Annotated in this window: 21 protein-coding genes; 11 read left to right on the plus strand and 10 right to left on the minus strand. The window is 61.1% G+C overall.

Annotated elements, in window-relative coordinates:
* The first annotated feature begins 22 nt into the window (after positions 1 to 22).
* Positions 23 to 847 carry an acyl-CoA dehydrogenase family protein gene (locus PAF20_RS17805; RefSeq protein ID WP_353620629.1) on the plus strand — a complete coding sequence of 275 codons (825 nt, stop codon included), beginning with the start codon at positions 23 to 25 and terminating at the stop codon, positions 845 to 847.
* 535 nt (positions 848 to 1382) lie between these two features.
* On the opposite strand, the gene merA is transcribed toward PAF20_RS17805, so the two are convergent.
* From merA to merT, 5 genes are all read right to left on the minus strand, one after another.
* Positions 1383 to 3032 (minus strand): mercury(II) reductase, encoded by a 1650-nt coding sequence (gene merA, locus PAF20_RS17810; RefSeq protein WP_271073608.1) that lies wholly within the window; start codon positions 3030 to 3032, stop codon positions 1383 to 1385.
* Complete coding sequence (merF, locus tag PAF20_RS17815) at positions 3025 to 3264, minus strand: mercury resistance system transport protein MerF (RefSeq protein ID WP_027965777.1); 240 nt, start codon at positions 3262 to 3264, stop codon at positions 3025 to 3027. The genes merA and merF (PAF20_RS17815) overlap by 8 nt, the downstream gene beginning before the upstream one ends.
* A gap of 73 nt (positions 3265 to 3337) precedes the next feature.
* The gene (merF, locus tag PAF20_RS17820) at positions 3338 to 3595 is read right to left on the minus strand and encodes a mercury resistance system transport protein MerF (RefSeq protein WP_033988342.1); all 258 of its coding nucleotides are present in this window, start codon (positions 3593 to 3595) and stop codon (positions 3338 to 3340) included.
* Between the two features lie 2 nt (positions 3596 to 3597).
* A complete protein-coding gene (merP, locus tag PAF20_RS17825) occupies positions 3598 to 3894 on the minus strand; it encodes a mercury resistance system periplasmic binding protein MerP (RefSeq protein WP_022519794.1) in 297 nt (98 codons plus the stop codon).
* Between the two features lie 13 nt (positions 3895 to 3907).
* Positions 3908 to 4258, minus strand: coding sequence for a mercuric ion transporter MerT (gene merT, locus PAF20_RS17830; protein ID WP_027965778.1), 351 nt, complete (start codon positions 4256 to 4258; stop codon positions 3908 to 3910).
* Positions 4259 to 4331: 73 nt separating this feature from the next.
* On the opposite strand from merT, the gene merR reads away from it, so the two are divergent.
* On the plus strand, positions 4332 to 4778 hold the full coding sequence (merR, locus tag PAF20_RS17835) for a mercury resistance transcriptional regulator MerR (protein ID WP_006911920.1): 447 nt from the start codon (positions 4332 to 4334) through the stop codon (positions 4776 to 4778).
* A gap of 78 nt (positions 4779 to 4856) precedes the next feature.
* Positions 4857 to 6158 (plus strand): ISL3 family transposase, encoded by a 1302-nt coding sequence (locus PAF20_RS17840; RefSeq protein WP_033988338.1) that lies wholly within the window; start codon positions 4857 to 4859, stop codon positions 6156 to 6158.
* Here PAF20_RS17840 and PAF20_RS17845 read toward each other — a convergent pair.
* On the minus strand, positions 6155 to 6670 hold the full coding sequence (locus PAF20_RS17845) for a hypothetical protein (RefSeq protein WP_271073609.1): 516 nt from the start codon (positions 6668 to 6670) through the stop codon (positions 6155 to 6157). The two genes, PAF20_RS17840 and PAF20_RS17845, sit on opposite strands and share 4 nt — an antisense overlap.
* Before the next feature lie 122 nt (positions 6671 to 6792).
* Here PAF20_RS17845 and PAF20_RS17850 point away from each other — a divergent pair, with 122 nt between their 5' ends.
* The 3 genes from PAF20_RS17850 (at position 6793) to PAF20_RS17860 (ending at position 10318) form a co-directional block, all read left to right on the plus strand.
* Positions 6793 to 7998, plus strand: a complete 1206-nt coding sequence (locus PAF20_RS17850; RefSeq protein ID WP_271073623.1) for a CBASS cGAMP synthase — start codon at positions 6793 to 6795, stop codon at positions 7996 to 7998.
* Positions 7998 to 9650, plus strand: coding sequence for a ThiF family adenylyltransferase (locus PAF20_RS17855; protein ID WP_271073610.1), 1653 nt, complete (start codon positions 7998 to 8000; stop codon positions 9648 to 9650). Before PAF20_RS17850 ends, PAF20_RS17855 begins: the two co-directional genes overlap by 1 nt.
* A 215-nt stretch (positions 9651 to 9865) precedes the next feature.
* Positions 9866 to 10318 (plus strand): hypothetical protein, encoded by a 453-nt coding sequence (locus PAF20_RS17860; RefSeq protein WP_271073611.1) that lies wholly within the window; start codon positions 9866 to 9868, stop codon positions 10316 to 10318.
* On the opposite strand, the gene chrA is transcribed toward PAF20_RS17860, so the two are convergent.
* Both chrA and PAF20_RS17870 read right to left on the minus strand, forming a co-directional pair.
* A complete protein-coding gene (gene chrA / locus PAF20_RS17865) occupies positions 10297 to 11691 on the minus strand; it encodes a chromate efflux transporter (protein ID WP_271073612.1) in 1395 nt (464 codons plus the stop codon). The two genes, PAF20_RS17860 and chrA, sit on opposite strands and share 22 nt — an antisense overlap.
* Positions 11688 to 12524, minus strand: coding sequence for a sulfurtransferase/chromate resistance protein (locus tag PAF20_RS17870; protein WP_271073613.1), 837 nt, complete (start codon positions 12522 to 12524; stop codon positions 11688 to 11690). The genes chrA and PAF20_RS17870 overlap by 4 nt, the downstream gene beginning before the upstream one ends.
* A gap of 875 nt (positions 12525 to 13399) precedes the next feature.
* On the opposite strand from PAF20_RS17870, the gene PAF20_RS17875 reads away from it, so the two are divergent.
* The 3 genes from PAF20_RS17875 to PAF20_RS17885 all read left to right on the plus strand — a co-directional run bounded on the left by PAF20_RS17875 (position 13400) and on the right by PAF20_RS17885 (position 16619).
* Positions 13400 to 14155 carry a DUF3768 domain-containing protein gene (locus PAF20_RS17875; RefSeq protein WP_271073614.1) on the plus strand — a complete coding sequence of 252 codons (756 nt, stop codon included), beginning with the start codon at positions 13400 to 13402 and terminating at the stop codon, positions 14153 to 14155.
* A 302-nt stretch (positions 14156 to 14457) separates the two neighbouring features.
* The gene (locus PAF20_RS17880) at positions 14458 to 16326 is read left to right on the plus strand and encodes a ParB/RepB/Spo0J family partition protein (protein ID WP_271073615.1); all 1869 of its coding nucleotides are present in this window, start codon (positions 14458 to 14460) and stop codon (positions 16324 to 16326) included.
* Positions 16305 to 16619, plus strand: coding sequence for a zinc finger domain-containing protein (locus PAF20_RS17885; RefSeq protein ID WP_271073616.1), 315 nt, complete (start codon positions 16305 to 16307; stop codon positions 16617 to 16619). Before PAF20_RS17880 ends, PAF20_RS17885 begins: the two co-directional genes overlap by 22 nt.
* Here the strand turns inward: PAF20_RS17885 and PAF20_RS17890 are convergent.
* Positions 16616 to 17023, minus strand: a complete 408-nt coding sequence (locus PAF20_RS17890) for a thermonuclease family protein (protein ID WP_271073617.1) — start codon at positions 17021 to 17023, stop codon at positions 16616 to 16618. The two genes, PAF20_RS17885 and PAF20_RS17890, sit on opposite strands and share 4 nt — an antisense overlap.
* 380 nt (positions 17024 to 17403) lie before the next feature.
* On the opposite strand from PAF20_RS17890, the gene PAF20_RS17895 reads away from it, so the two are divergent.
* Positions 17404 to 17607, plus strand: a complete 204-nt coding sequence (locus tag PAF20_RS17895; protein ID WP_090525223.1) for a hypothetical protein — start codon at positions 17404 to 17406, stop codon at positions 17605 to 17607.
* A 226-nt stretch (positions 17608 to 17833) separates the two neighbouring features.
* Positions 17834 to 18757 (plus strand): VRR-NUC domain-containing protein, encoded by a 924-nt coding sequence (locus PAF20_RS17900; protein ID WP_271073618.1) that lies wholly within the window; start codon positions 17834 to 17836, stop codon positions 18755 to 18757.
* A gap of 255 nt (positions 18758 to 19012) precedes the next feature.
* Here the strand turns inward: PAF20_RS17900 and PAF20_RS17905 are convergent, their stop codons facing one another.
* The gene (locus PAF20_RS17905) at positions 19013 to 19141 is read right to left on the minus strand and encodes a hypothetical protein (RefSeq protein WP_271073619.1); all 129 of its coding nucleotides are present in this window, start codon (positions 19139 to 19141) and stop codon (positions 19013 to 19015) included.
* Between the last annotated feature and the right edge of the window lie 641 nt (positions 19142 to 19782).

The raw sequence follows: 19782 nt of genomic DNA on the forward strand, positions 1-19782 counted from the left end.
AGATACAGTTGCTAGAGAACGATTGCAGGGCCGCTCGGCGGACGGATCGCGCGAGCCGGTGCGGATCATCGAGCATCCCGACGTGCGCAAGATGCTGTTGACTGGCCAGGCTCTCACCAAGGCCGGGCGGGCGCTGGCGGTCTTCACAGCCTTGCAGATGGATGTCGCCGAGCGCCACCCGGACCAGGACCGGAGGCGGAAGGCCGAGGGGCTTGTGGCGCTTCTGACGTCGGTGGTAAAGGCGGCCTTCACGGATTTCGGCTTCGAGATCACGGTACAATCCCAGCACGTGTTCGGCGGTCACGGATACATTCGCGAGTGGGGAATGGAGCAGTATGTGCGCGACGCCCGGATCGCTCAGATCTACGAAGGGACCAACGGGGTTCAGGCGATGGATCTGGTTTCCCGCAAACTGCCGCTGGAAGATGGCGCGGTCGCCCGCGGTTTTTTTGACCTGATGCGCGCAGATATCGTGAGAGCGAAGGGGGTGCCGCAGTTCGACAGCACCATACAGGCCGTCGAGGGAGCGCTCGGCAGGCTGGAGAAGCTGACCGACGAGCTTGTTGCCAAACGGGGCGACGCTGTGGAACTGGGTGCAAGCGCGACCGATTACCTGGGGTTCGTCGCGCTGGTGAGCTTCGCCTGGATGTGGGTCCGCATGGCGGCAAGCTGCGACCGGGATACTTCGGCGAAGCCACATTGCCGCAGCATATCCGCTTTAGCTCGGTTTTTCGCTGCAAGAGTCCTTCCTCAGACCCAGGCTTTGGACGCTGCAATCCACTCCGGCGCCACCGAAACAATGGCGCTGGCGGACGAACTACTCCGAGCGGACCAAAGCCGTCGATAAAGCCAGACCCCTGGGCAGGTCCGCTTAGTCGAGCCGCTTAACCCACTAGCGAACTCCATCCGAAGGCCGTGCCGTAAGGCAAATTTCACTTCCCTTGAAGCAAGACTTTTCGGGACTTTCATCGTTCAACTCTGCATCCGCGAAGTTGACATCACGCCTCAAAATGCACAAAAATAGGGAAAATGTAAATTTTTCACGGTGGCAGAATATGGGGGAAACTAAGGGGTATCCGGATTATCTGGTTGGTATGCGAGAGAGAAAGGTGGCCGACAAACTCAACCCACAACGGATTAGCTGGTTGATGGCTCGCTCAGTACGCTCACTTGCTAGAGAGCAGATACTTCACCAAACAGGCGATGCCCAGGACCAGCAGCAATAGTAGGGCAATTCCGATCACTGGCATTATCCAGCCCATCGCCCCCATCATCCCGCAATCGGGTAGTGTCGTGTTCATCGTGACAGAGCTCCCTGTGGTGTCCATGCCCAAAACCCGTGGTGCCGCCGCCCAGTGGCACCACGGTCGCGCTCATATCGTTCACCCGGCACAGCAGGACAACTGCGTCACATCCTTGGTGAAAGTCTGGGCACAGAGCTTGAGCCCTTCCACCATGGTCAGGTAGGGAAATAGCTCATTGGCGATGTCGTGTACGGTCATGCGTGCGCGTAGCGCCATCACCGCCGTCTGGATCAGCTCACCGGCTTCCCCCGCCACCGCCTGCACCCCCAGCAACCGGCCCGAGTCGCGTTCGGCCACCAGCTTGATGAAACCACCGGTGTCGAAATTCACCAGCGCACGCGGCACGTTTTCCAGGTCCAGCTCGCGGGTATCGACGCTGAAGCCTTGCTCGATGGCCTCGGCTTCCGTCAGGCCGACGGTGGCCACCTGGGGGTCGGTGAAGATCACCGCCGGCATGGCGCTCAGGTCCAGGGTGGCTTCGCCCCCGGTCATGTTGACGGCAGCCCGGCTGCCCCCGGCGGCGGCGACATAGACGAACTCCGGCTGATCGGTGCAGTCACCGGCGGCATAGAGCCCCGGCACCGTGGTGTGCAGATGCTCATCGACCAGAATAGCCCCATGTGCGGTTTCCACGCCGAGGCTCGCCAGGTTCAGGGCCTCGGTATTGGGTGTCCGTCCGGTGGCCACCAGCAGTTGATCCGCCCGCAAGGTGCCGGCGTTGGTGTCGACAATGAATTCATTGTCGGTGTAGTCCACGCGGCTCGCCTGGGTCTGCTTGAGGACCTCGATGCTCTCGCGGCGAAACGCCGCCTCCACCGCATCCCCTACCGCCGGGTCTTCCTGGGAGAGCAGGCGGCTGCGGGCCAGCACCGTGACCCGGCTGCCCAGCCTGGCGAAGGCCTGGGCCAGTTCCAGGGCCACCACCGAGGCGCCGATCACAATCAGCCGCTCGGGAAGAGTGTCCAGGGCCAGAGCACTGGTAGAGGTCAGGTAGGGGGTGTCGGCAAGACCCGGGATCGGCGGTACTGCCGGTCGGGCGCCAGTACCGATGAAGGCGCGGTCGAAGTGGACGACCTGCTCGCCGCCCTCGTTCAGCTTGACCATCAGGCTATGGGCATCGATAAACCGGGCCTCGCCGTGCAGGACAGTGATGGCCGGGTGGTCGCGCAGAATCCCCTCGTACTTGGCGTCACGCAGTTCCTCGACACGTCGCTGCTGCTGCTCGAGCAGCTTGGCCCGATCCACCACCGGCGCCTGGGCGCTCAGGCCTGCATCGAAGGGACTTTCCGTACGCAAGTGGGCAATATGGGCCGCGCGAATCATGATCTTCGAAGGCACACAGCCTGTATTGACACAGGTACCGCCGACGGTGCCGCGTTCGATCAGGGTGATCCGGGCGCCGCGCTCGGCGGCTTTCAGGGCCGCCGCCATGGCGGCGCCGCCGCTGCCGATCACCGCGATGTGCGGGGCGTCTTCATCACGGCCCTTGGACACCGATGCGCCTGCCGGGGAAGTGGGCCCACTGTTGGCCAGTCGAGCTTGGTAGCCAAGTCGGGTCACGGCAAACGTCAACGCCGAGGCCGGTGTCTCCGGATCAACGGCTACCGATGCCGTCCCCTGAGGATAGGATACCTCCACCGACTGCACGCCGGGCAGCTTCTCCAGGGCTTCCCTGACATGATCCGCACAGCGGTCACAGGTCATGCCACTCACGTTGAGTTCAATCATCACGTTTCTCCGAGTCTTCATTAGTAAAGCCGGCATCCTGCTTCCGCTTGTGGTATCGCGCGTAGAGAGGTAAGCCGATGGCCAGGGCGGCAAACAGCAGGTAATCGAGATAGCCTGCCAACGCGGCCAGGCCCGCCGTACCGAATAGCACCAGGGCGATTGGCGCGGCGCAACACAGCACCATCAACCCGGTGCCAAGCACGACGCTTAAAAATTTCTGCGAATCTTTCACGCTTATTCCTTCACCGTGGCGGGCAAGCTCGTAAACAACTCACCCGATGACCGCGATGTGCAGCTGCTTGATGTCACTCAGGGGGCGTATTCCTTGATTTGATAGAGCCGTTGTCACAACAGGCGTCGAACTGCTTCTTACGCCAAATCGCATAAATGGTCAGGCCGATGAAGAAGGCCAGGGCCGGCAATAACACAACGTCGAGATAGCCCGTCAGCCCCGCCAGGCCCACCGTGCCAAGCAGGATCACCAGGATCGGCGTAAAGCAGCACAATGCCACCAGGACGGTGCCGATCACGCTCACGCGCAGCAGGGGCTTGGGATTCTTCATGATCACTCTCGATCCGCTTGCGAGGATGTCGGGGTTGATGGATACCCAGCGTTGATGGTGGCCTCGGTCAATGCCTCCACCGACGTTCGGGCGTCGTCAAAGGTGACCACGGCCTCGAGATCCGCGTAGCTCACGTCGACTTGCGAGACGCCGTCCACCTTGTTGAGGGCGGCCTTGACGGTGATCGGGCAGGCGGCACAGGTCATGCCCGGCACCGACAGCGTCACGGTCTGCAGGGCCGCTAAGGCGGGCGTGCTGAGCAGGGCGAGTAGCGCGATGAAGGCGAAACGAGCTTTCATGGTAGATCTCCTTTTAATAGAACAGGGGCAAGATGTAGGGGAATACCAGGGCGATTAGCACCAGCAGCGATACGAGCCAGAAGATCGCCTTGTAGCCCGTCCTGACCCGTGGCACGGCACACACCTCTCCCGGCTGGCACTTTTCCACTGGCCGAAAGACGCGACGCCAGGCGAAGAACATCGCCACCAGCGCGACGCCGATAAAGAGCGGGCGATAGGGCTCCAACGCCGCCAGATTGCTGATCCAGGCGCCGGAAACGCCCAGCGTGATCAGCACCAGCGGGCCGAGGCAACACGCCGAGGCCAGGAGGGCCGCGACTCCTCCGGCGGCCAGGGGCCCTCGCCCCGTTTTAGATGTCCGCATTGACGATTCTCCTTTCGGGATGGGGGGAGCTACGATAAGGTTACTTCCGTAGCTTGGTACGGAGTCAAGCATCATGAAGAGACATGCAGATAAAGTGGCGGACACCATGACCATTGGCGGCCTGGCCAAGGCGGCCGGCGTCAATGTCGAGACAATCCGCTATTACCAGCGACGAGGGCTATTATCGGAGCCCGAACGACCTCCCGGAGGTATTCGACGCTATAGTGCCGCCGATATCGACAGGTTGACGTTCGTGAAAACGGCGCAGCAGCTGGGCTTTAGTCTGGATGAGATCAGTGACCTACTTCGGCTGGAAGATGGCGCCCACTGTCAAGAAGCCAGTGCTCTCGCAGAGCACAAGTTAGGGGACGTTCGCGAGAAGATCGACAGGCTTGAAAGAATTGAGAAGGTGCTGAGCGAAATGGTCGACAGATGCCATGCACAACAAGGCAATATCACTTGCCCGCTAATTGCGTCATTGCATGAAGGGCTCAGAGAAGCAGAAGACCCAAGGGAGTAACTCACCTTCAGTTCGTTGAAAACAACGCGGTCAAAGAGTCGCGATCATCTATGGACCATGTCGACAAGGAAAGTTTGCATGACTAGCTTGCCTGACAACATCCTTCACCTTCCCGAGTACCACGTCCTAGGCACCAAGATGGAAGAGCATGATCTCCACTACCAGGTCGAAGCTCCTGAGCCTCTAGCTTGCGAGGAATGCGGCGTTGAGAGTGAGTTTGTCAGGTTCGGCAAGCGCGATGTGGCCTATCGCGACCTACCCATCCACGGAAAGCGGGTCACCCTCTGGGTGGTCCGTCGCCGCTACACCTGCCGGGCGTGTGGAAGGACGTTCCGGCCAGCTCTTCCGGAAATGGTAGACGATCACCGCATGACGCGGAGGCTTTACAACCACGTCGAGAAGGAAGCCTTCAATCACCCCTACGCCTACGTGGCTGATACCACGGGCCTCGACGAGAAGACTGTCCGCGAGATATTCAAGAAGAAGGCTGAGTTCCTGGCAGCCTGGCATCGTTTCGAGACACCCCGCTGCCTGGGGATCGACGAGCTGTACCTGAACCGCCGCTACCGCTGCATCCTGACCAACCTGGAGGAGCGTACCCTACTGGACCTGCTGCCCGGTCGCCAGCAGGACGCGGTGACGAGGCGCCTCATGAGCATGACCGAGCGCCACCAGGTCGAGATCGTCAGCATGGATATGTGGAAACCCTACCGCCGTGCTGTCCAGGCGGTACTGCCGCAGGCTCGCATTGTGGTCGATAAGTTCCATGTGGTGCGGATGGCCAACGAAGCCCTGGAGAAGGTGCGTAAGGGACTCAGGAAGGATCTGAAGCCAAACCAGCGGCGGACCCTCAAGGGCGATAGGAAGATCCTGCTGAAGCGTGCCCACGACGTTTCAGATCGCGAGCGGCTTATCATGGAGACATGGACAGGGGCCTTCCCTCAGCTCCTGGCGGCCTACGAGCACAAGGAGCGGTTCTACCACATCTGGGACAGCACCACCCGGCGTGATGCCGAAAAGGCGCTGGCCCGCTGGATTGACGACATTCCACAGGGGCAGAAAGAGGTGTGGAAGGATCTCGTCAGCGCCGTCAGCGGATGGCGCGAGGAGGTGCTGGCCTACTTCGAAACCGACACCCCAATCACCAACGCCTTCACGGAGTCGATCAATCGGCTGGCCAAGGACAAGAACCGCGATGGCCGGGGCTACTCATTCGAGGTGATGCGGGCCCGGATGCTCTACACCACCAAGCACAAGAAGAAGGTGCCGCAGATCAAGGAATCCCCCTTCCTGGGCAAGGCCACCATGACCTACAGCATGGGTCTTCCCGAGCCTGAGAAAAACTACGGCGTCGATCTATCAACCTTCTGGGAGAGTTAAGGGTTCGAAGGAGCAAGGGGGCTCCATCTACCACTTAATCCGGATACCCCGTTTTTGTAGACATATGTGAGCGTGAACCGACCCGACTCGCGGTCTTTTCTCGGCTCGACTACAAGCGTGTTCGAGGTCGAGTACCTGTCATCGGCATCAAAACGGATGTAGAGCCTGAACCAGTCCTGAACGATCTCGAATTGCCCGGGCACCAGTGTATTGATGGTTTGCGGGTCGGTGCTCGCAAAATCCGGATGATGCGCTGCCATCGCGGCGATGTTTGAGTGGATTTCAGTTTGCCAGCGCCCGTTTAGATCGGGGAAAACCCAGCTGTTTAGCAGCGGGAAAAACCCCCAAAGCTTGCGCCACAGAGGGGTTGCTCCAAGCACCAGGCTAATGAGCCCGAAGGTGGCCGGGGTCGTGTAGATGACACGCATGAGTTCCGAGGCCGTCTCCGGCCAGATCAGCACCGCGTTGACGGCCAGGCTTACCCCGAACAGGATGAACAGAACCCAATTCAACGCCGTTTTATCTAAGACTCTGTACAACCGCGAGATTCCTCAAGATCTGGTTTGTTTTTCGCCCGTCCATCCTATATCATGTGGGATGTGATGTCACGAACCCGGTGGGTCCTATGTCAACTATGAATGCCCATGCTCTGTTTCTCGGCGCGAACACGAGCGCGTCCTACCATCAGGCGATCTTGCTGCCGGATGAGACGCGCCGCGCCCTTTTGCAGGCCGACCGGAAGCTTCGCGCCGCTATCCGCCGCGCCGCCGCCGAGGCCGTTCAGTTCGGCAAGCAGATGGCGCTCGCCACCGATGCCTACCGCGCCTCCAAGCAAGCGCCGCCGACCCTTGATGTTCGCTTCCTTCTTCAAGGGGGCCTTGCCTATGACACCGCCGTCGAACCGGCCTTCATGCCGCCGCAGCAATGCGACCGCGACACGGGCGTCTATGTAAAGACTTCGTTCTTGGCCCGTCAGGAACCTGGTCTTGCCGCTAAGAAATTCTTCGAACTGGTCGAGACGGCCATCAAGCCTCTGTGTGATGCCGAAGGCTGGACCATCAAGAAGAAGAGTACCTGTGTGCGGGTCGAGATCAGCCCGTTCATGCATATCGATTACCCGCTCTACGCGATCCCTGATGAAGCCTTCGAGACCTTGGAAAAGAGCCTTCGCGATGCGACGGGGGAAACGCTGGTGACCGCCGCATCCCAGATGCTTACTCTGATGGACCGTCATCGCACGCTTCGCATCCCTTCCGACCGGATCATGCTCGCACACCGCGAAGAGGGCTGGGTGCAGTCCGATCCCCGCGCCCTTCATGACTGGTTCGAAGAACAGTTCTCACGCTACGGGCCCCAGGTCCGGCGTCAGAGCCGATACTTCAAGGGATGGCGCGATTTTGCATTCGAACAGGGCGGGCCATCTTCGGTTGCCCTCATGGTCTGTATCGCCAACTGCTACCGCGAAGGCTTTGTCTCTGCCGACGAGGCGCGAGACGATTTGGCGTTTCATCAGGTCGCAGGCGCGCTTTCCAATTTTATGCGCGATCCTATCCAGAACCCGGTCTTGGACGTTCCGAGCGCCCTCAACGACTGGGACGACATCGAGCGTGCCCGCTATCGCAGCGCCGCTAACCAACTGCACGAGACGGTCGGGACCGCGCTGAACGGGCATTACTTGCAAGACCTGACCGTGCAGCGCCTTCAGAAAGCGCTCGGGCGGCGCGTGCCGAACCGCCCCGATCTTGTCAAAGCTCATAGCAAGGTGCCCGAGATCGCCGCCCCTGCGGCGGTTATCTCCAGCGCACCGCTCAAGACCACGGCGCGCACGACTTCGGGGTGATGAACACTTGGGAGCGCGTGCGTGAGGTTCTTGCCGGACACGGGTTTACCCTCGTGCCAGGCTCCGGGCGGGATCGGTATCAAGGCCAAGTTAAGATTGGCACGGTATCAGTATCCTTAGAGATCGAGATCACCGATTACGACTTTTTAGACCTGCCGAAAATCCGGGTGCTAAAGCGCGACGCTCTTCCCAAGCGCCTCACCGCTCATATCGTCAGCGACGGTACCCTGTGCTATGCGGAAAAAGCCACGTTCTTGCTCGACCGCTACCAGCCAGATCGCAGCGTTGCATCCTGTCTTGAGCAGGCCCGCACAACGCTCAACACATTGCTTCACGGCAACCCGAGCTCAGCCTACATGACCGAGCTGGCTGCCTATTGGAGCGCCACGCCCTATTGCCTTATCGATGAACAGTCGGGATTAACGCGCTGCGTGTTCGGAGTATGTACGTTTCAAAACGGTCCACAAATCCTCATTGCAGGAAAGAGCGAAGAGCGCCTTCAAGCTTGGACCAAAAAGGCCGGGGGGACATTCAGCAAGACCTTCGAAGCGCCGGTGGTGCACGCGATTGATGCGATCCGTCCGCCATCATCCGGCACGCTTACGCTGGAAGGCGCGACCAACTGGCTTCAGTCTCAAACGGGAAGCGCGCGATCATTGGTCGATCTAGCCATTGGCACGGCCAAGGAACGACCCTCGCTCCTCATTGCAGCTTCGAATGCGATAATCGGGTTCCGCGCGGAAAAGACTGCGCTGATCAAGAAATCGGAGCAAGGGGGATTTAGGGCGTCTGCGCTGCCCGGTCTTTGGAAAAAAGAGGCCGGACGTGCGCGCTTGGAGACCTTCCACTGCGTACCTGCCAGCCATGATGAAATCATGGCGCGCAATCTCGATAGAGCAGCGCCGCTAACGGGGAAGCGGCTGGCCATGATCGGGTGTGGAACCATTGGCGGCTATCTCGCCCGTGCCCTTGTCCAGCTTGGTGCGGGGCAAGGTGCCGCGTTGCTGCTTATCGACCATGACGATCTCAAGCCGGAAAATCTCGGGCGGCACATCCTGGGCGCTCGCCATCTTTGGCGGAATAAGGCCGTGGCCTTGGCTGATCTACTCGGAAGCGATTTTCCGGACGCGCAGCTTGAGGCTGTCGCCGCGCAGGCGCAGGGCACTTTTGATCGCCTTGCAGGCTATGATCTGGTCATCGATGCAACGGGCGATGAGCAGTTCTCCGAGGCGCTGAATGGCTTCGCGCTCACGCGGATAGGTGGTGCTGAGCCCTTTCCGCCGACGCTATTTACCATGCTCTTTGGCAATGGCCTTGCTGCACAAAGCTATCTTGCCCGCTGGGAAAAAGGCAGAGCTTGCTATCGCTGTCTGAAGCCGCGCTTCGAGGGCGAGTGGCGCTTTAATCCACTCAAGCCGGAGGCCAGGGAAACCGGCACAGCCATTCGGCCTTGTGCGCAAGGTTCATTCATTCCCTATGCTGTCCCTGCATCTATGCAGGCGGCAGCATTGGCCGCGACCCATGCAAGTGAAGTCTTCTTGGATCGATACGATTATGATTTGCGTACGGTTCAGGTAGTCCCGTCAGCTACTACCCAAGTTCCATTAAAAAACGTTGAACGAGCAAAAACTTGTCCAGCCTGCTCTACTTGAGTGGAGCACCCCTTCACTCTCAAGTCATTTTAGAATTAGATTCAGGTTAAGTCACCAACTAGCTGTGGACTAGCCACCGCTCGTCAATGTCCGCTTCTGGGAAGCTGCAGTGCAGCAACCAATAACACCGTCAAAGTCTGGTTGGGGCCGACCGTTCGCTCTGCAACTGTATTCGCTCCGGTCAGTCCGAACGTCGCTAAGGGCTCGGAGCAGACATGCGGCGCCGCAGCGGGTCGAACAGCCGGCAGGCATCAGCGGACGTCGCTCCCGGCCCAATCCTGCCTTTCATCGAAGTTTCAGATGCTGCGGCGCGGCCCGTCGAACCTGCCATTCGCTGCGATTACGAACAACGCACTTCGGCGTGGCACTCAAAGGCCGCGCTAACCCTGGTAGGAAGGAGTCAGGCCTATCCACTGGCCGGACGCTTCGGCGCGGGCATGGGCCTGGCTGCGACCTTCGTTCTGATGTCGCTGATCGGGCTGGGAGGCGTGCTTCTGGCGATGCGCCTATGGCCCGCAGGCGACCCGAGCGATATCGCCCATGATCACCCCGACCTGCCCGACGACCACCCGCATCTGCGCGAACACGGTGTGCAAGGGCACCACCACGCGCTGATCATGGACGATCTGCACCGGCATTGGCCCTATCAGGTCAATCCCGCCAAATAGAGCAGGACACCAGCGGCGGCGGAGGCGGCCAGAACGGTCGTCATTCCCAGCTTCAACCGGAAGACCGCAACGACCGCCAGAACGGTCAACGCCGCCGCCGCCCAGTTGATCGACGCCAGTTTCGGAAGTTCCAGCGACAGCGGGCCGAGATCGACCCGCGCGACCTCGCGCCAGATGACATGAATGGCGAACCAGATCGCCAGATTCAGGATGACACCCACCACCGCCGCCGTCACTGCGGTCAGGGCGGCAGAGATCGACCGATTGTTGCGCAATCGCTCCATCCACGGCGCACCAAGAAAGATCCACGCAAAGCAAGGTGCAAAGGTGACCGAGGTCGCAAGCAGCCCGCCCGCCGTCCCGGCCAGCAGACCACCTGCTTCGCGATAAGCCGCCATGAAGCCCACAAATTGCAGAACCATGATCAGCGGGCCGGGCGTCGTTTCGGCCATGCCCAACCCGTCCAGCATCTCGCCGGGGCGCAGCCAGCCATAGGTGCCCACGGCCTCTTGCGCGACATAGGCCAGAACCGCATAGGCACCGCCGAAGGTCGCGACCGCCATTTTTGAAAAGAAGGTGGCAATGTCAGTAAAGACATTCCCCGCACCCAAGGACACGACCAGCAGTCCGACCGGCAGAAGCCACAGCGCCAGTGCCGCGATTCCCGCAATCAGCACCGCGCGCCGTTCGGATGCGGGCATCACGATCATTTCCGCACCAAGCACTGTATCGGCATCGTTAACATGAACCGAACCCACTGCCCCATGCCCGCCACCCGGCTTGAACGCCGCCAGCCCGGCCCTTGCGCCCAGCCAGCCCACAAGCGCCGCGACAGCGATAATCAGCGGGAACGGTGCGGCGAAGGCAAAGATCGCGACAAAGGACAGCGCCGCGATGGCGCGCATCGCATCGTTCTTCAGCGCCCGCTTGCCGATCCGTACCAGCGCCTGCAGCACGATGGCCAGCACCGCCGCCTTCAGCCCGAAGAACATCGCCGAGACGATCCCGACATCGCCCCAGATAGCATAGATCCAGCTAAGCGCCATGATCGAGACGACGCCCGGCAGAATGAACAGCCCACCCGCGATGATCGCACCGCGAACGCCATGCATCAGCCAGCCGATATAAGTGGCAAGCTGCTGCGCCTCGGGGCCGGGCAGCAGCATGCAGAAATTCAGCGCATGCAGGAAGCGGTCGTCGCCCAGCCAGCGCTTTTCCTCGACTACAATGCGGTGCATGACTGCGATCTGCCCGGCAGGCCCGCCAAATGAGAGGACCGCGACCCGTGCCCAGACTTTTGTGGCCTCGGCCAGTGTCGGAAACTCACGACCGGAAGTGGATCGAGCTATGGCTTGTCCCTGACGGTTACTCATGCCGCACCACCTGGCTTGTTCGTCGGCCAGTTATGCGTCTCGGATGTTGCATCGCGGCACCAACGGTAGAAGGCGTCGTAAAGCGCCAGCCCGGCCTCAAGTTGCTCCAGATCGTCGGAATACATCCGCGACAGCCCCAGCGAGGCCGCCAGCAGCCCCGGAACCTCGGGCGCAAGATCCGGCCGCGCCGTGTCAGCCCCACGAACGATTGCTGCAAGCCGGTCGAGCGCGGGCAGCTTTAGACCAAATTCCTGCAACATGATATCGAATGTGCAAAGCTCGCCGCGATGGCTCCAGAAGCAATCCTCGACATCGAAGGGCATGGCACCAAAGGTGTTGGCGACATCGGCAACCTCTGCTGGCGCCACGAACAGGAACACAGCGCGCGGATCAACAAAACGGCGGATCAGCCATGGGCAAGCGATGCGGTCGATCTTCGGGCGCGACCGTGTCACCCAAACACTGCGGCCCTCTGCATCTCTCGCGGTAATCTTGGTCGGGTCGATCACCGGTAAGCCCGCCGCGCGCCACGCTGCGAAGCCACCTTCCAGATATTCGGCGGCAATCCCCCTGCTGCGCAGCAGAGCTGCCAACCCCTGACTGCGGGCATGACCTTCGGCGCAGACGGTCACGACAGGTCCGCTCATGCGTTCGATCAGTGATTTAAGTCTTTCCGGTGTCATCTCTTCATCGCTCAGCGCATTTGCGCCGGGCACTAGGAAGGGGTCTTTGGCGCGAACGACTTCGCGCTGGCTGTCCAGAATTATCGGGCAGCGTGACGTGCCAATCAGCTTCGACAGCTTGTCTGCGGTTATCGCATCAGGCGCAGGCATATGCGTTCCTCCGATTCAACGGTCGTTTTCTGGAACGCGAGCTTCAGCTGTCGCCTCGTGGGGAGATCGCGGATCCCCATAGCGACTATCTTCACGATACCACTAGGGGTGTCAACCGGCGCGGCTTCTGCGAACTATCAAGCAGAACAACGCCAGTAGCAAATGGCTGCTTCGACTTTATGCTGCACATGCTCCGCCGCAATGCCGCAAGTCGGCTCACCGCCCGTCGTGGCGATGCCAGGCTCGTGCGTGGCTCAGGGAACTGGAGCCGGGCCTCCGGCGCTTGATGCCTGAATTGACGGTATCTGACTGAAACTTTGTGGAGTCTCACAACAACCGCTCCCGCCGCACAACGCCGGCTAGCTCTGCCTATGCGTGATGATTAACGTGTCGATCAGCAGCGTATCTCACCTTCGTCAAATATGCTCGGGGTGAGCCGCGTCAGCGGCGAGGGGCAGACAGCCCCTTTTCTTTCTGCTTGTCGGTTACCGTATTGTGGATAGCGTTTTGCGGGTTCAGATGTGGGTGCCGGAAACTCCTTTGTGCGGCTCCCCGTCCCTTGTCCGGGGACCGTGCCCTAATCTCGGCCGCTGCGCGCCCTCGATCCGAGCCAGTCAGGGCGATGCGACCGGCTGCGGCTTCTGCGGTCTGTCTCGTCCCGAGCCAGATCCTCGCGCGCCGGTCCTGGTCGCCCTGCCCTGCCCGTCTCGGCCCATCCGGGTCACGGTCACTGGCGCGGGTGCCAATGGCGATCGCATCGCCCTGCAACTACTGCCGATCAGGATCTGGTAGCCCGCGCCGGGGCGCGGGCTGCTGTCGGCCGGGGGATTCGGCCAAAGGCCGAACGCCCCGGCTTTGCCTGGGCCACGTCGCGCGTGCGCGCCGCATCCTGGATTGAGGGCCTGTTCCGGCCCTCTTTCCAAGGGGTGGGTCCTCGCCATGCTCGCTTCCTCCACCTGCGCCTGGCGGCTTGGTTCCGTGCTGCTGCGCGTGGCTCCGGTCCCGGCTGCGCCGCCCTTGGAAATTCACCGACCCGGTTCGCCACCTGGCAAGGCTTCAGGAGAGGGCGCGCTGCGCGCTTCTCGCCTGAAACCTTCGCCCATTATGGGCACCCCGACCGAGGCAAAGACCAAGGCGGGAATGTCGCGAAAAAGGAGAGCATGATGCTCGACACCGATAAACTGACCTACGCTTGCCGGGCCTGCTGGCATATCTTCGACGCCATCGAACAGCCGGAACAGTGCCCAAAATGCGCCGCCAACGGCCAGCCGCGTGACTTTCCGACGCTCGAAACCGACCTTATTGCCCGGCAGAACGACGCTTTCCGCAAGGGGATGATCGATGGACTGCCCCGCGACATGCTTGGCCTGATCGTCAGCACGCCGGGCGTTCGTGCCATGGGACGCGATTTTGAAACCGCCGCCTATGTCTCTGTCTCCAAAGACACGGTTTTCAGTGAGGCCAATGACCCTTGGGGCGCGCGTGATTTCGGGACCGTGATCGTCAACGGCACGAAGGTCTGGTGGAAGATCGACCTGTACAACAACGACTTTGACGCGGGCTCCGAAGCGCCTTGCGATCTCGCGCAGACCCGCCGCCTCGTCACCATCCTCTTGCCGTCAGAATACTGACCCCCGGATCGGCCCGCTCCGCTCCGTGCGGGCCGAGGTTGGCCTGTCGAGCAGGCCCAACGGGGAGGGACGGCCAACGTCCCCCCCACCCATCCCGAACCTGAAAGGAGGTGAGACGAATGGATGAATGGCTGCAAGCGCGTATCGCGGAAGCATGGGCGCTTGTCAGGAAGGGCGACACCTTTGGCATTGGACGCCGCTTCCTGATTCAGCACGGGGCAATCTGATTGCCCGCTCTGTCCCCCAAAAGGGGGCAGAGCACCAATAACACAAACCAACTTCGCGAAAAAAGGATAATCACCATGAAAACCGAAAAGAACGTCGTCGCCGCCCCGGTCCAGTATTTCCCGCTTGATCGGCTCTATCTGTCGGATATGAACCCGCGTCAGGACGCGGATGCCGAGCGCATTGACCTGCTGGCTGACAGCATCATTGCCTGCGGCCTGATCCAGAACCTTGCCGGGCTTGCCGATGCCGATGGACGCATTGCTATCGTCGCCGGGGGCCGCCGCCTTCGCGCCCTGATCCGCGCATTCGAAAAGCAGCCCGATCTGCTGGACCGCCGCCCGGAACTGGCCGAAATTCCCGTCAGGATTGCGCCCGACGACGCGACCGCCCGTGCATGGGCGAATGTCGAAAATGCCGTCCGCGAGGCGCTGAACCCCGCCGATGAAATCCGCGCCTTCGCCAAGATGCGGGATGCTGGCGCAGATGTGCCCACCATCGCCAAAACCTTCGCCACGAGCGAGGCCGCAATCTATCGCCGTCTCGCCCTATCGGACCTGCCTGCGCCGGTTCTGGCCGCTCTGAAAGCGGGAAAAATCACCCTGAATATCGCCAAAGCGTTCACCGTCGCAAATGATCCTGACCTTGCGCTTGAGGTGCTGGCCGAGGTTGAGGGCAACCCTCATGCTTCCGAGCACCGCGTCAAGGCAAGGTTACAGCCGGAGGCTGTCAAGCTGACCGACCGCCGTGCTGCCTTTGTCGGTCTGGATGCCTATACCGCCGCAGGCGGCGAAGTCACCCGTGATCTGTTCGAGGAAAACGGCACCTATCTGCAAAACCCCGACCTTCTCGACCGCCTGTTTGCGGAGAAGCTGGAAGATGCCGCCACCGCAATCGAGGCCGAAGGCTGGAAATGGATTGAAGTCATTCCCGAAAGCTATGTCAGCTACAATATCATCGAAAAGCTGACGCGGCTCTACAAGGTCGAGGTCGAACTGACCGAGGAACAGGCCGAGCGGTATGATGAACTGGCCGAACTCTATCAGGCCGATGCGCTTGATGAAGAAGGCGGAGCCGAACTTGAAGCTTTGCAGGAACTGGCCGAGGGCGACTATACCGACGAACAGCGTCAGCACGCAGGCGCTTACGTCTATGTGAATAGCAGCGGCATGGTTGACGCCTCGCGCGGCTATGTCCGCCCCGAGGACCACGCCGCTGCCGTCGAGGCCAAAATCCTGACCGGCTTCGCCGCGTCCAGCGGCCATGCTGGCAGTGCCGACGACACGCCGAAATCGCCCTATAATGCGGCACTGGTCGAGGACATGCGCCGCGCCCGCCTTCACGCCGTTCAGGCGGCGCTGCTGGCAAAGCCGGAACTCGCTCTCGACCTGCTGGCCTTCGGCCTGTCGGCGCAAAGTGGCCATGACAGCGTGTTCAATATCCGCCCGGATCGCGCCAACATCACCCCCGAGAAGGCCAATGGCCTGACCCCGGAGCCGCGCCTGTCGGGTGACGGCGAACATCACCGCTGGCTTGACGACGAAGAACGCCTCACGGCCTTCACCGACTTCCAAGCCGAAGGCAAGAAGGCCCGCAATGCCGCACTGACCGAGGGGCTGGCCCGGACCCTGCCCTATCCGATGCAGAAAAGCGCACTGTTCGACCACATCGAGGCCAGCACCGGCGCCGACCTGCGCCAAGTCTGGACCCCAACCGCCGAGGGCTTTTTCAAGCGCGTGAATGCCGACTATCTCGACAGCCTCATGCTGGACCTGACCGGCTGCAATCCGACCAGGAACGGCTTCAAATCGTGGAAGGCGATGAAGAAGTCCGCAAAGGCCGACGCCCTCGAAAAGCTGTTCACCGATCCCGACTATCAGAAGGCGTGGCACATCGACGTCGAGAAAAAGGCACGGATCGACGCATGGCGTCCCGGCTGCATCTGACGAAAATGGCAAGGGCGGCTTGCGCCGCCCCTGCCTGTCCGAACAGGGAGATTTCCACGATGCCCGACTTTACCACTCATCGCCACCCGGTTCTGGCCGTTGGGTGCCCGACCTGCTGTAAGCCGCCGGGGGTGTGGTGCCGCCGCCCGAGCGGCCACCGCGCGGGCGATCTTCACCAGGGTCGAAAGGCCGAGGCTGACCGCGTGTTCATCGCACAGCATGGCGACACTGCCAGCATCCTGCGTACCGCCGCCGGCTGGCAAATCGACCCGCGCGGCCGCATTCGCGATTAGCCACACCATCCGGGCCGGGCGCCGCCGTCATATGGTCGCGCATGTCCCACACGGATCATTGCCCTTGCCACGTCCTCGCCATCGAGGGCGAGCCTTGCCAGACCGCGCCCATATCGGTCCAGTTCCGGCGCGATCCTCAATTCTGCCCGCTGCGCGGCAGCGAGGCGCCCGCGCAGCGCATCTCTTGCCGCCCGCGCCGCCGCCAGTTCAGCCGGGCATTGCGGGCTGAACAGTTCGGGAGTATCCAGTCCTTGCAGCCGGATGCGCTGACCCTGCCATCGGATCGTGTCCCCATCGACTACCTGAATTTCGGCAGGGTCAACGCCCATTGGTGCCCGACAGCCGGTGACAGCCAGGGCCAGCCCTGTCATCATCACCACTGTCTTGACCCATCCGCCGCTCATTACTGCATCCTCTCAAGCCCTGGCTGTCACCATTTGCCCGGATTTCGGGCTGGTCGTCGAAGCCAACCACCCCAAAATCCGGGCCGGCCCTTCGGGCCGAGCCGCGCTTCGCGCGGCGATCGCCAGCCCATCATCAAAGATCGCGCCCGGCTGTTAACCTGGCCGTCGCTGCCGCGCCGGCCAGGGCCGGGCAGCACACCACATACGGTCTTGTCATTCTACCATGCGGTTCAAGGACGGCGCCGGGCAAGCCCGGCTTGCAAGCGCCCGTGCCGGGCGTCCCTGACCTCGCATGTCCGTCTGCCGGCGACCGTGCGCGGCGGGCATTTGCCTTTCGCGGGACACGGTTTCATCCTATATTACCATCAAGGAGACCATTCATGACCGACGCCGATGCAATCAAGCACGAAGCCGAAATCGCAAACCTGAATGCGAACACCGCAAAGCTTCAGGCCGAAATGTCGAAACTGCTGGCCGAAGGCAAGCAGATCAAGGTCAGCACCTTCCTTGCCCCCTTCCTGGCCGCCGCGGCCGTCATGGGCGGCGGCGCCGCCCTCGCCCGCCTTTTCTTCATCGGCTCATGAACTCAGCGGCTTCGCGGTCTGATCCGTCCAGATCCAGCAGTCTGCGCGACCGCAGGAGCCGCTTGCGGCAGAAAATCCTTGTCTAGCAATCGGATACAGGCGATCTTCACCTCGAACGACACGCCACCTGGGGAATGCAGGTTCATGGTCTTGCCTCCCGGGTGTTTGCCGGAACACAATCACATCCGGGTCGGCGCGTTAAGTGCCTGCATGCGAGGACAAGCCAATGGCGATCGATTTGAGCGAAGACAGGACCATTGCGCTGAAGCGAAATGGCAAGAAGCTCTGGTCCTGGAAGGGCAGCGATCCAGATGTCGTCGAGATCGCAGTGCTCCATTACCTGCGCGATCACGGATGGGACGGGTTTTTCACCGGTCGGGAAGATTATTATGGGCTGATCATCGCCCTGGCCGGCTGGCCGGGAAAGGTATCGAACAAGATGAACCCGGCCTTCACCCCGAGCTTCGTCTATTTCCGCGGCACGGACGGCTTGTTTCGCCAGCATCGCTATTCATACGACAAGACGATGCGCTTCATGAGGTCGATCACGCTGGCTGAAATGGAGGAGCGGCTGCGCGTCGTCTGCGCCGGAAAGAAGTGGAAGCGCGCCTATTATTCGACGAATAATCAACAGCCGGATCACCTCATCTCCTTTCTGCATGCGGTAGGCATGGATAAAATCCGCGAGATCGTCGAAAGCAATTATACAAAGGAGAAACTGGCGGCACAGAAGACGCTTGGTGAACTCGACTACAGCCTCGATCATTTGAGATGGCCGAAAATTGGCGATAATTATCCCGAAGCGAGAAGCACGGGCGAATTTCCCCGATTGGAATGGGCTGTTCGTGACTACGAATTCGGTGAGCGCGACCTGATCGCCCAAGCCAGGGCTTTCGCCAGCCATCTGCCCTCCGAGGTGCGGCAAGTTGCATCGTCAGCCATTGATTTCGCGGAGGCTTACCGACAAGGGATCTGGGACAGCGATACCGGATCAGCACTCGATCTGAAGTTGTGGAACGCCAAAGGCCTTGCGATCGCCGAGGTCAAGGCACCGAACGATCGCCTCAGGCCACGTCAGAGGAAGACTATTGACCATGCCCGCAGCCAAGGCTCCCAGGCATGCGTGATATCGGTCGTCGAGGACGTCTAGCGAAAATTATTCGCAAAGCTACTTGTTGCCACTCGCCGGCACGTTCTCGACCTGGCCAGCCTGCGATCCAGCGTCCTTCGATCCATCCTCGCCATCCTTCCCGGCAGCCGCACCGCTTTCCTTCTCCGCCTTGCCACCGTGGATCACCGTCAGGTTGGTGCCGCGCCGGATGCGGCCATAGGCCTGCTCGACGCCGAGATCGTCGAGCGTCTCGGCGATCCGCTCTAATGTGACGACTTGTGATGGATCTGGCTTCTAACCTTTGTCTGTATATTGATGCGCGGCCATCAGGTTCTTGCGCAGGAATGCGATTGCAACCTCCAGCTTTTTGGGCCGCCAGTTGCTGGCCGGCCAGATCAGGTGAAAATCGGCACAAGTCGTCACATTAGAACATCCGCCCGCCATGAAGGCGCAGGTCAAGCAAAGAATGCCGATGCTGTAAAATTCATACAAAAGTCCGGTGAAATTCCGATGCGCCTCCCCGTCCTCTGTCCGGGGACCGTGCCCTAGGCTTGTCCGGCAAGCCGGCCTGCGCCCCGAGCCGTTCAGGGCGATGCGACCGGCTGCGGCTTCTGCGGTCTGTCTCGTCCCGAGCCAGATCCTCGCGCGCCGGTCCTGGTCGCCCTGCCCTGCCCGTCTCGGCCCATTCGGGTGACGGTCACTGGCGCGGGCGGGGGCACGAAGCGGCGCCAGAGTCTGCAGTCGCTGCCCTGCCTGCCCTCCAGATCGTCATCCCGCCGCCGGGCCATGCCGTCATTCGGGAAGATGCGACTGTTGCCTGCGCCTGGTGATTTCCCCGGCCTCGTTGGATCGAGCGATGCGCCTGCACAACCGCCAGTTCCTGCCGTCTTTTTCGTACGATTGACAGGGATGACGGTCCCGAAGCCATGCGTTCCGTTCATGTGGTTTTTCTATCTGATGAAACCTAGCAGGCAGTCGGGGCAGACCGGCACATGCTGCCATGCGGCATGTGCCTTCAACGACTAATTTCCCCTGGCCTGCGGCCATTCCTCGCGTGTAGATTC

It is taken from the genome of Paracoccus albus, assembly GCF_027913035.1.
Lineage (GTDB): Bacteria > Pseudomonadota > Alphaproteobacteria > Rhodobacterales > Rhodobacteraceae > Paracoccus > Paracoccus albus.

Coding starts and splice junctions, on each gene's coding strand:
- merT (WP_027965778.1), bottom strand. CDS start 4,258: ATGCGGACATCTAAAACGGGGCGAGGGCCCCTGGCCGCCGGAGGAGTC.
- PAF20_RS17840 (WP_033988338.1), top strand. CDS start 4,857: ATGACTAGCTTGCCTGACAACATCCTTCACCTTCCCGAGTACCACGTC.
- PAF20_RS17855 (WP_271073610.1), top strand. CDS start 7,998: ATGAACACTTGGGAGCGCGTGCGTGAGGTTCTTGCCGGACACGGGTTT.
- merA (WP_271073608.1), bottom strand. CDS start 3,032: ATGATTGAACTCAACGTGAGTGGCATGACCTGTGACCGCTGTGCGGAT.
- PAF20_RS17885 (WP_271073616.1), top strand. CDS start 16,305: ATGGCGTCCCGGCTGCATCTGACGAAAATGGCAAGGGCGGCTTGCGCC.
- PAF20_RS17895 (WP_090525223.1), top strand. CDS start 17,404: ATGACCGACGCCGATGCAATCAAGCACGAAGCCGAAATCGCAAACCTG.
- PAF20_RS17900 (WP_271073618.1), top strand. CDS start 17,834: ATGGCGATCGATTTGAGCGAAGACAGGACCATTGCGCTGAAGCGAAAT.
- PAF20_RS17890 (WP_271073617.1), bottom strand. CDS start 17,023: ATGAGCGGCGGATGGGTCAAGACAGTGGTGATGATGACAGGGCTGGCC.
- PAF20_RS17880 (WP_271073615.1), top strand. CDS start 14,458: ATGAAAACCGAAAAGAACGTCGTCGCCGCCCCGGTCCAGTATTTCCCG.
- merP (WP_022519794.1), bottom strand. CDS start 3,894: ATGAAAGCTCGTTTCGCCTTCATCGCGCTACTCGCCCTGCTCAGCACG.
- merF (WP_033988342.1), bottom strand. CDS start 3,595: ATGAAGAATCCCAAGCCCCTGCTGCGCGTGAGCGTGATCGGCACCGTC.
- PAF20_RS17850 (WP_271073623.1), top strand. CDS start 6,793: ATGAATGCCCATGCTCTGTTTCTCGGCGCGAACACGAGCGCGTCCTAC.
- PAF20_RS17860 (WP_271073611.1), top strand. CDS start 9,866: ATGCGGCGCCGCAGCGGGTCGAACAGCCGGCAGGCATCAGCGGACGTC.
- merR (WP_006911920.1), top strand. CDS start 4,332: ATGAAGAGACATGCAGATAAAGTGGCGGACACCATGACCATTGGCGGC.
- chrA (WP_271073612.1), bottom strand. CDS start 11,691: ATGAGTAACCGTCAGGGACAAGCCATAGCTCGATCCACTTCCGGTCGT.
- PAF20_RS17870 (WP_271073613.1), bottom strand. CDS start 12,524: ATGCCTGCGCCTGATGCGATAACCGCAGACAAGCTGTCGAAGCTGATT.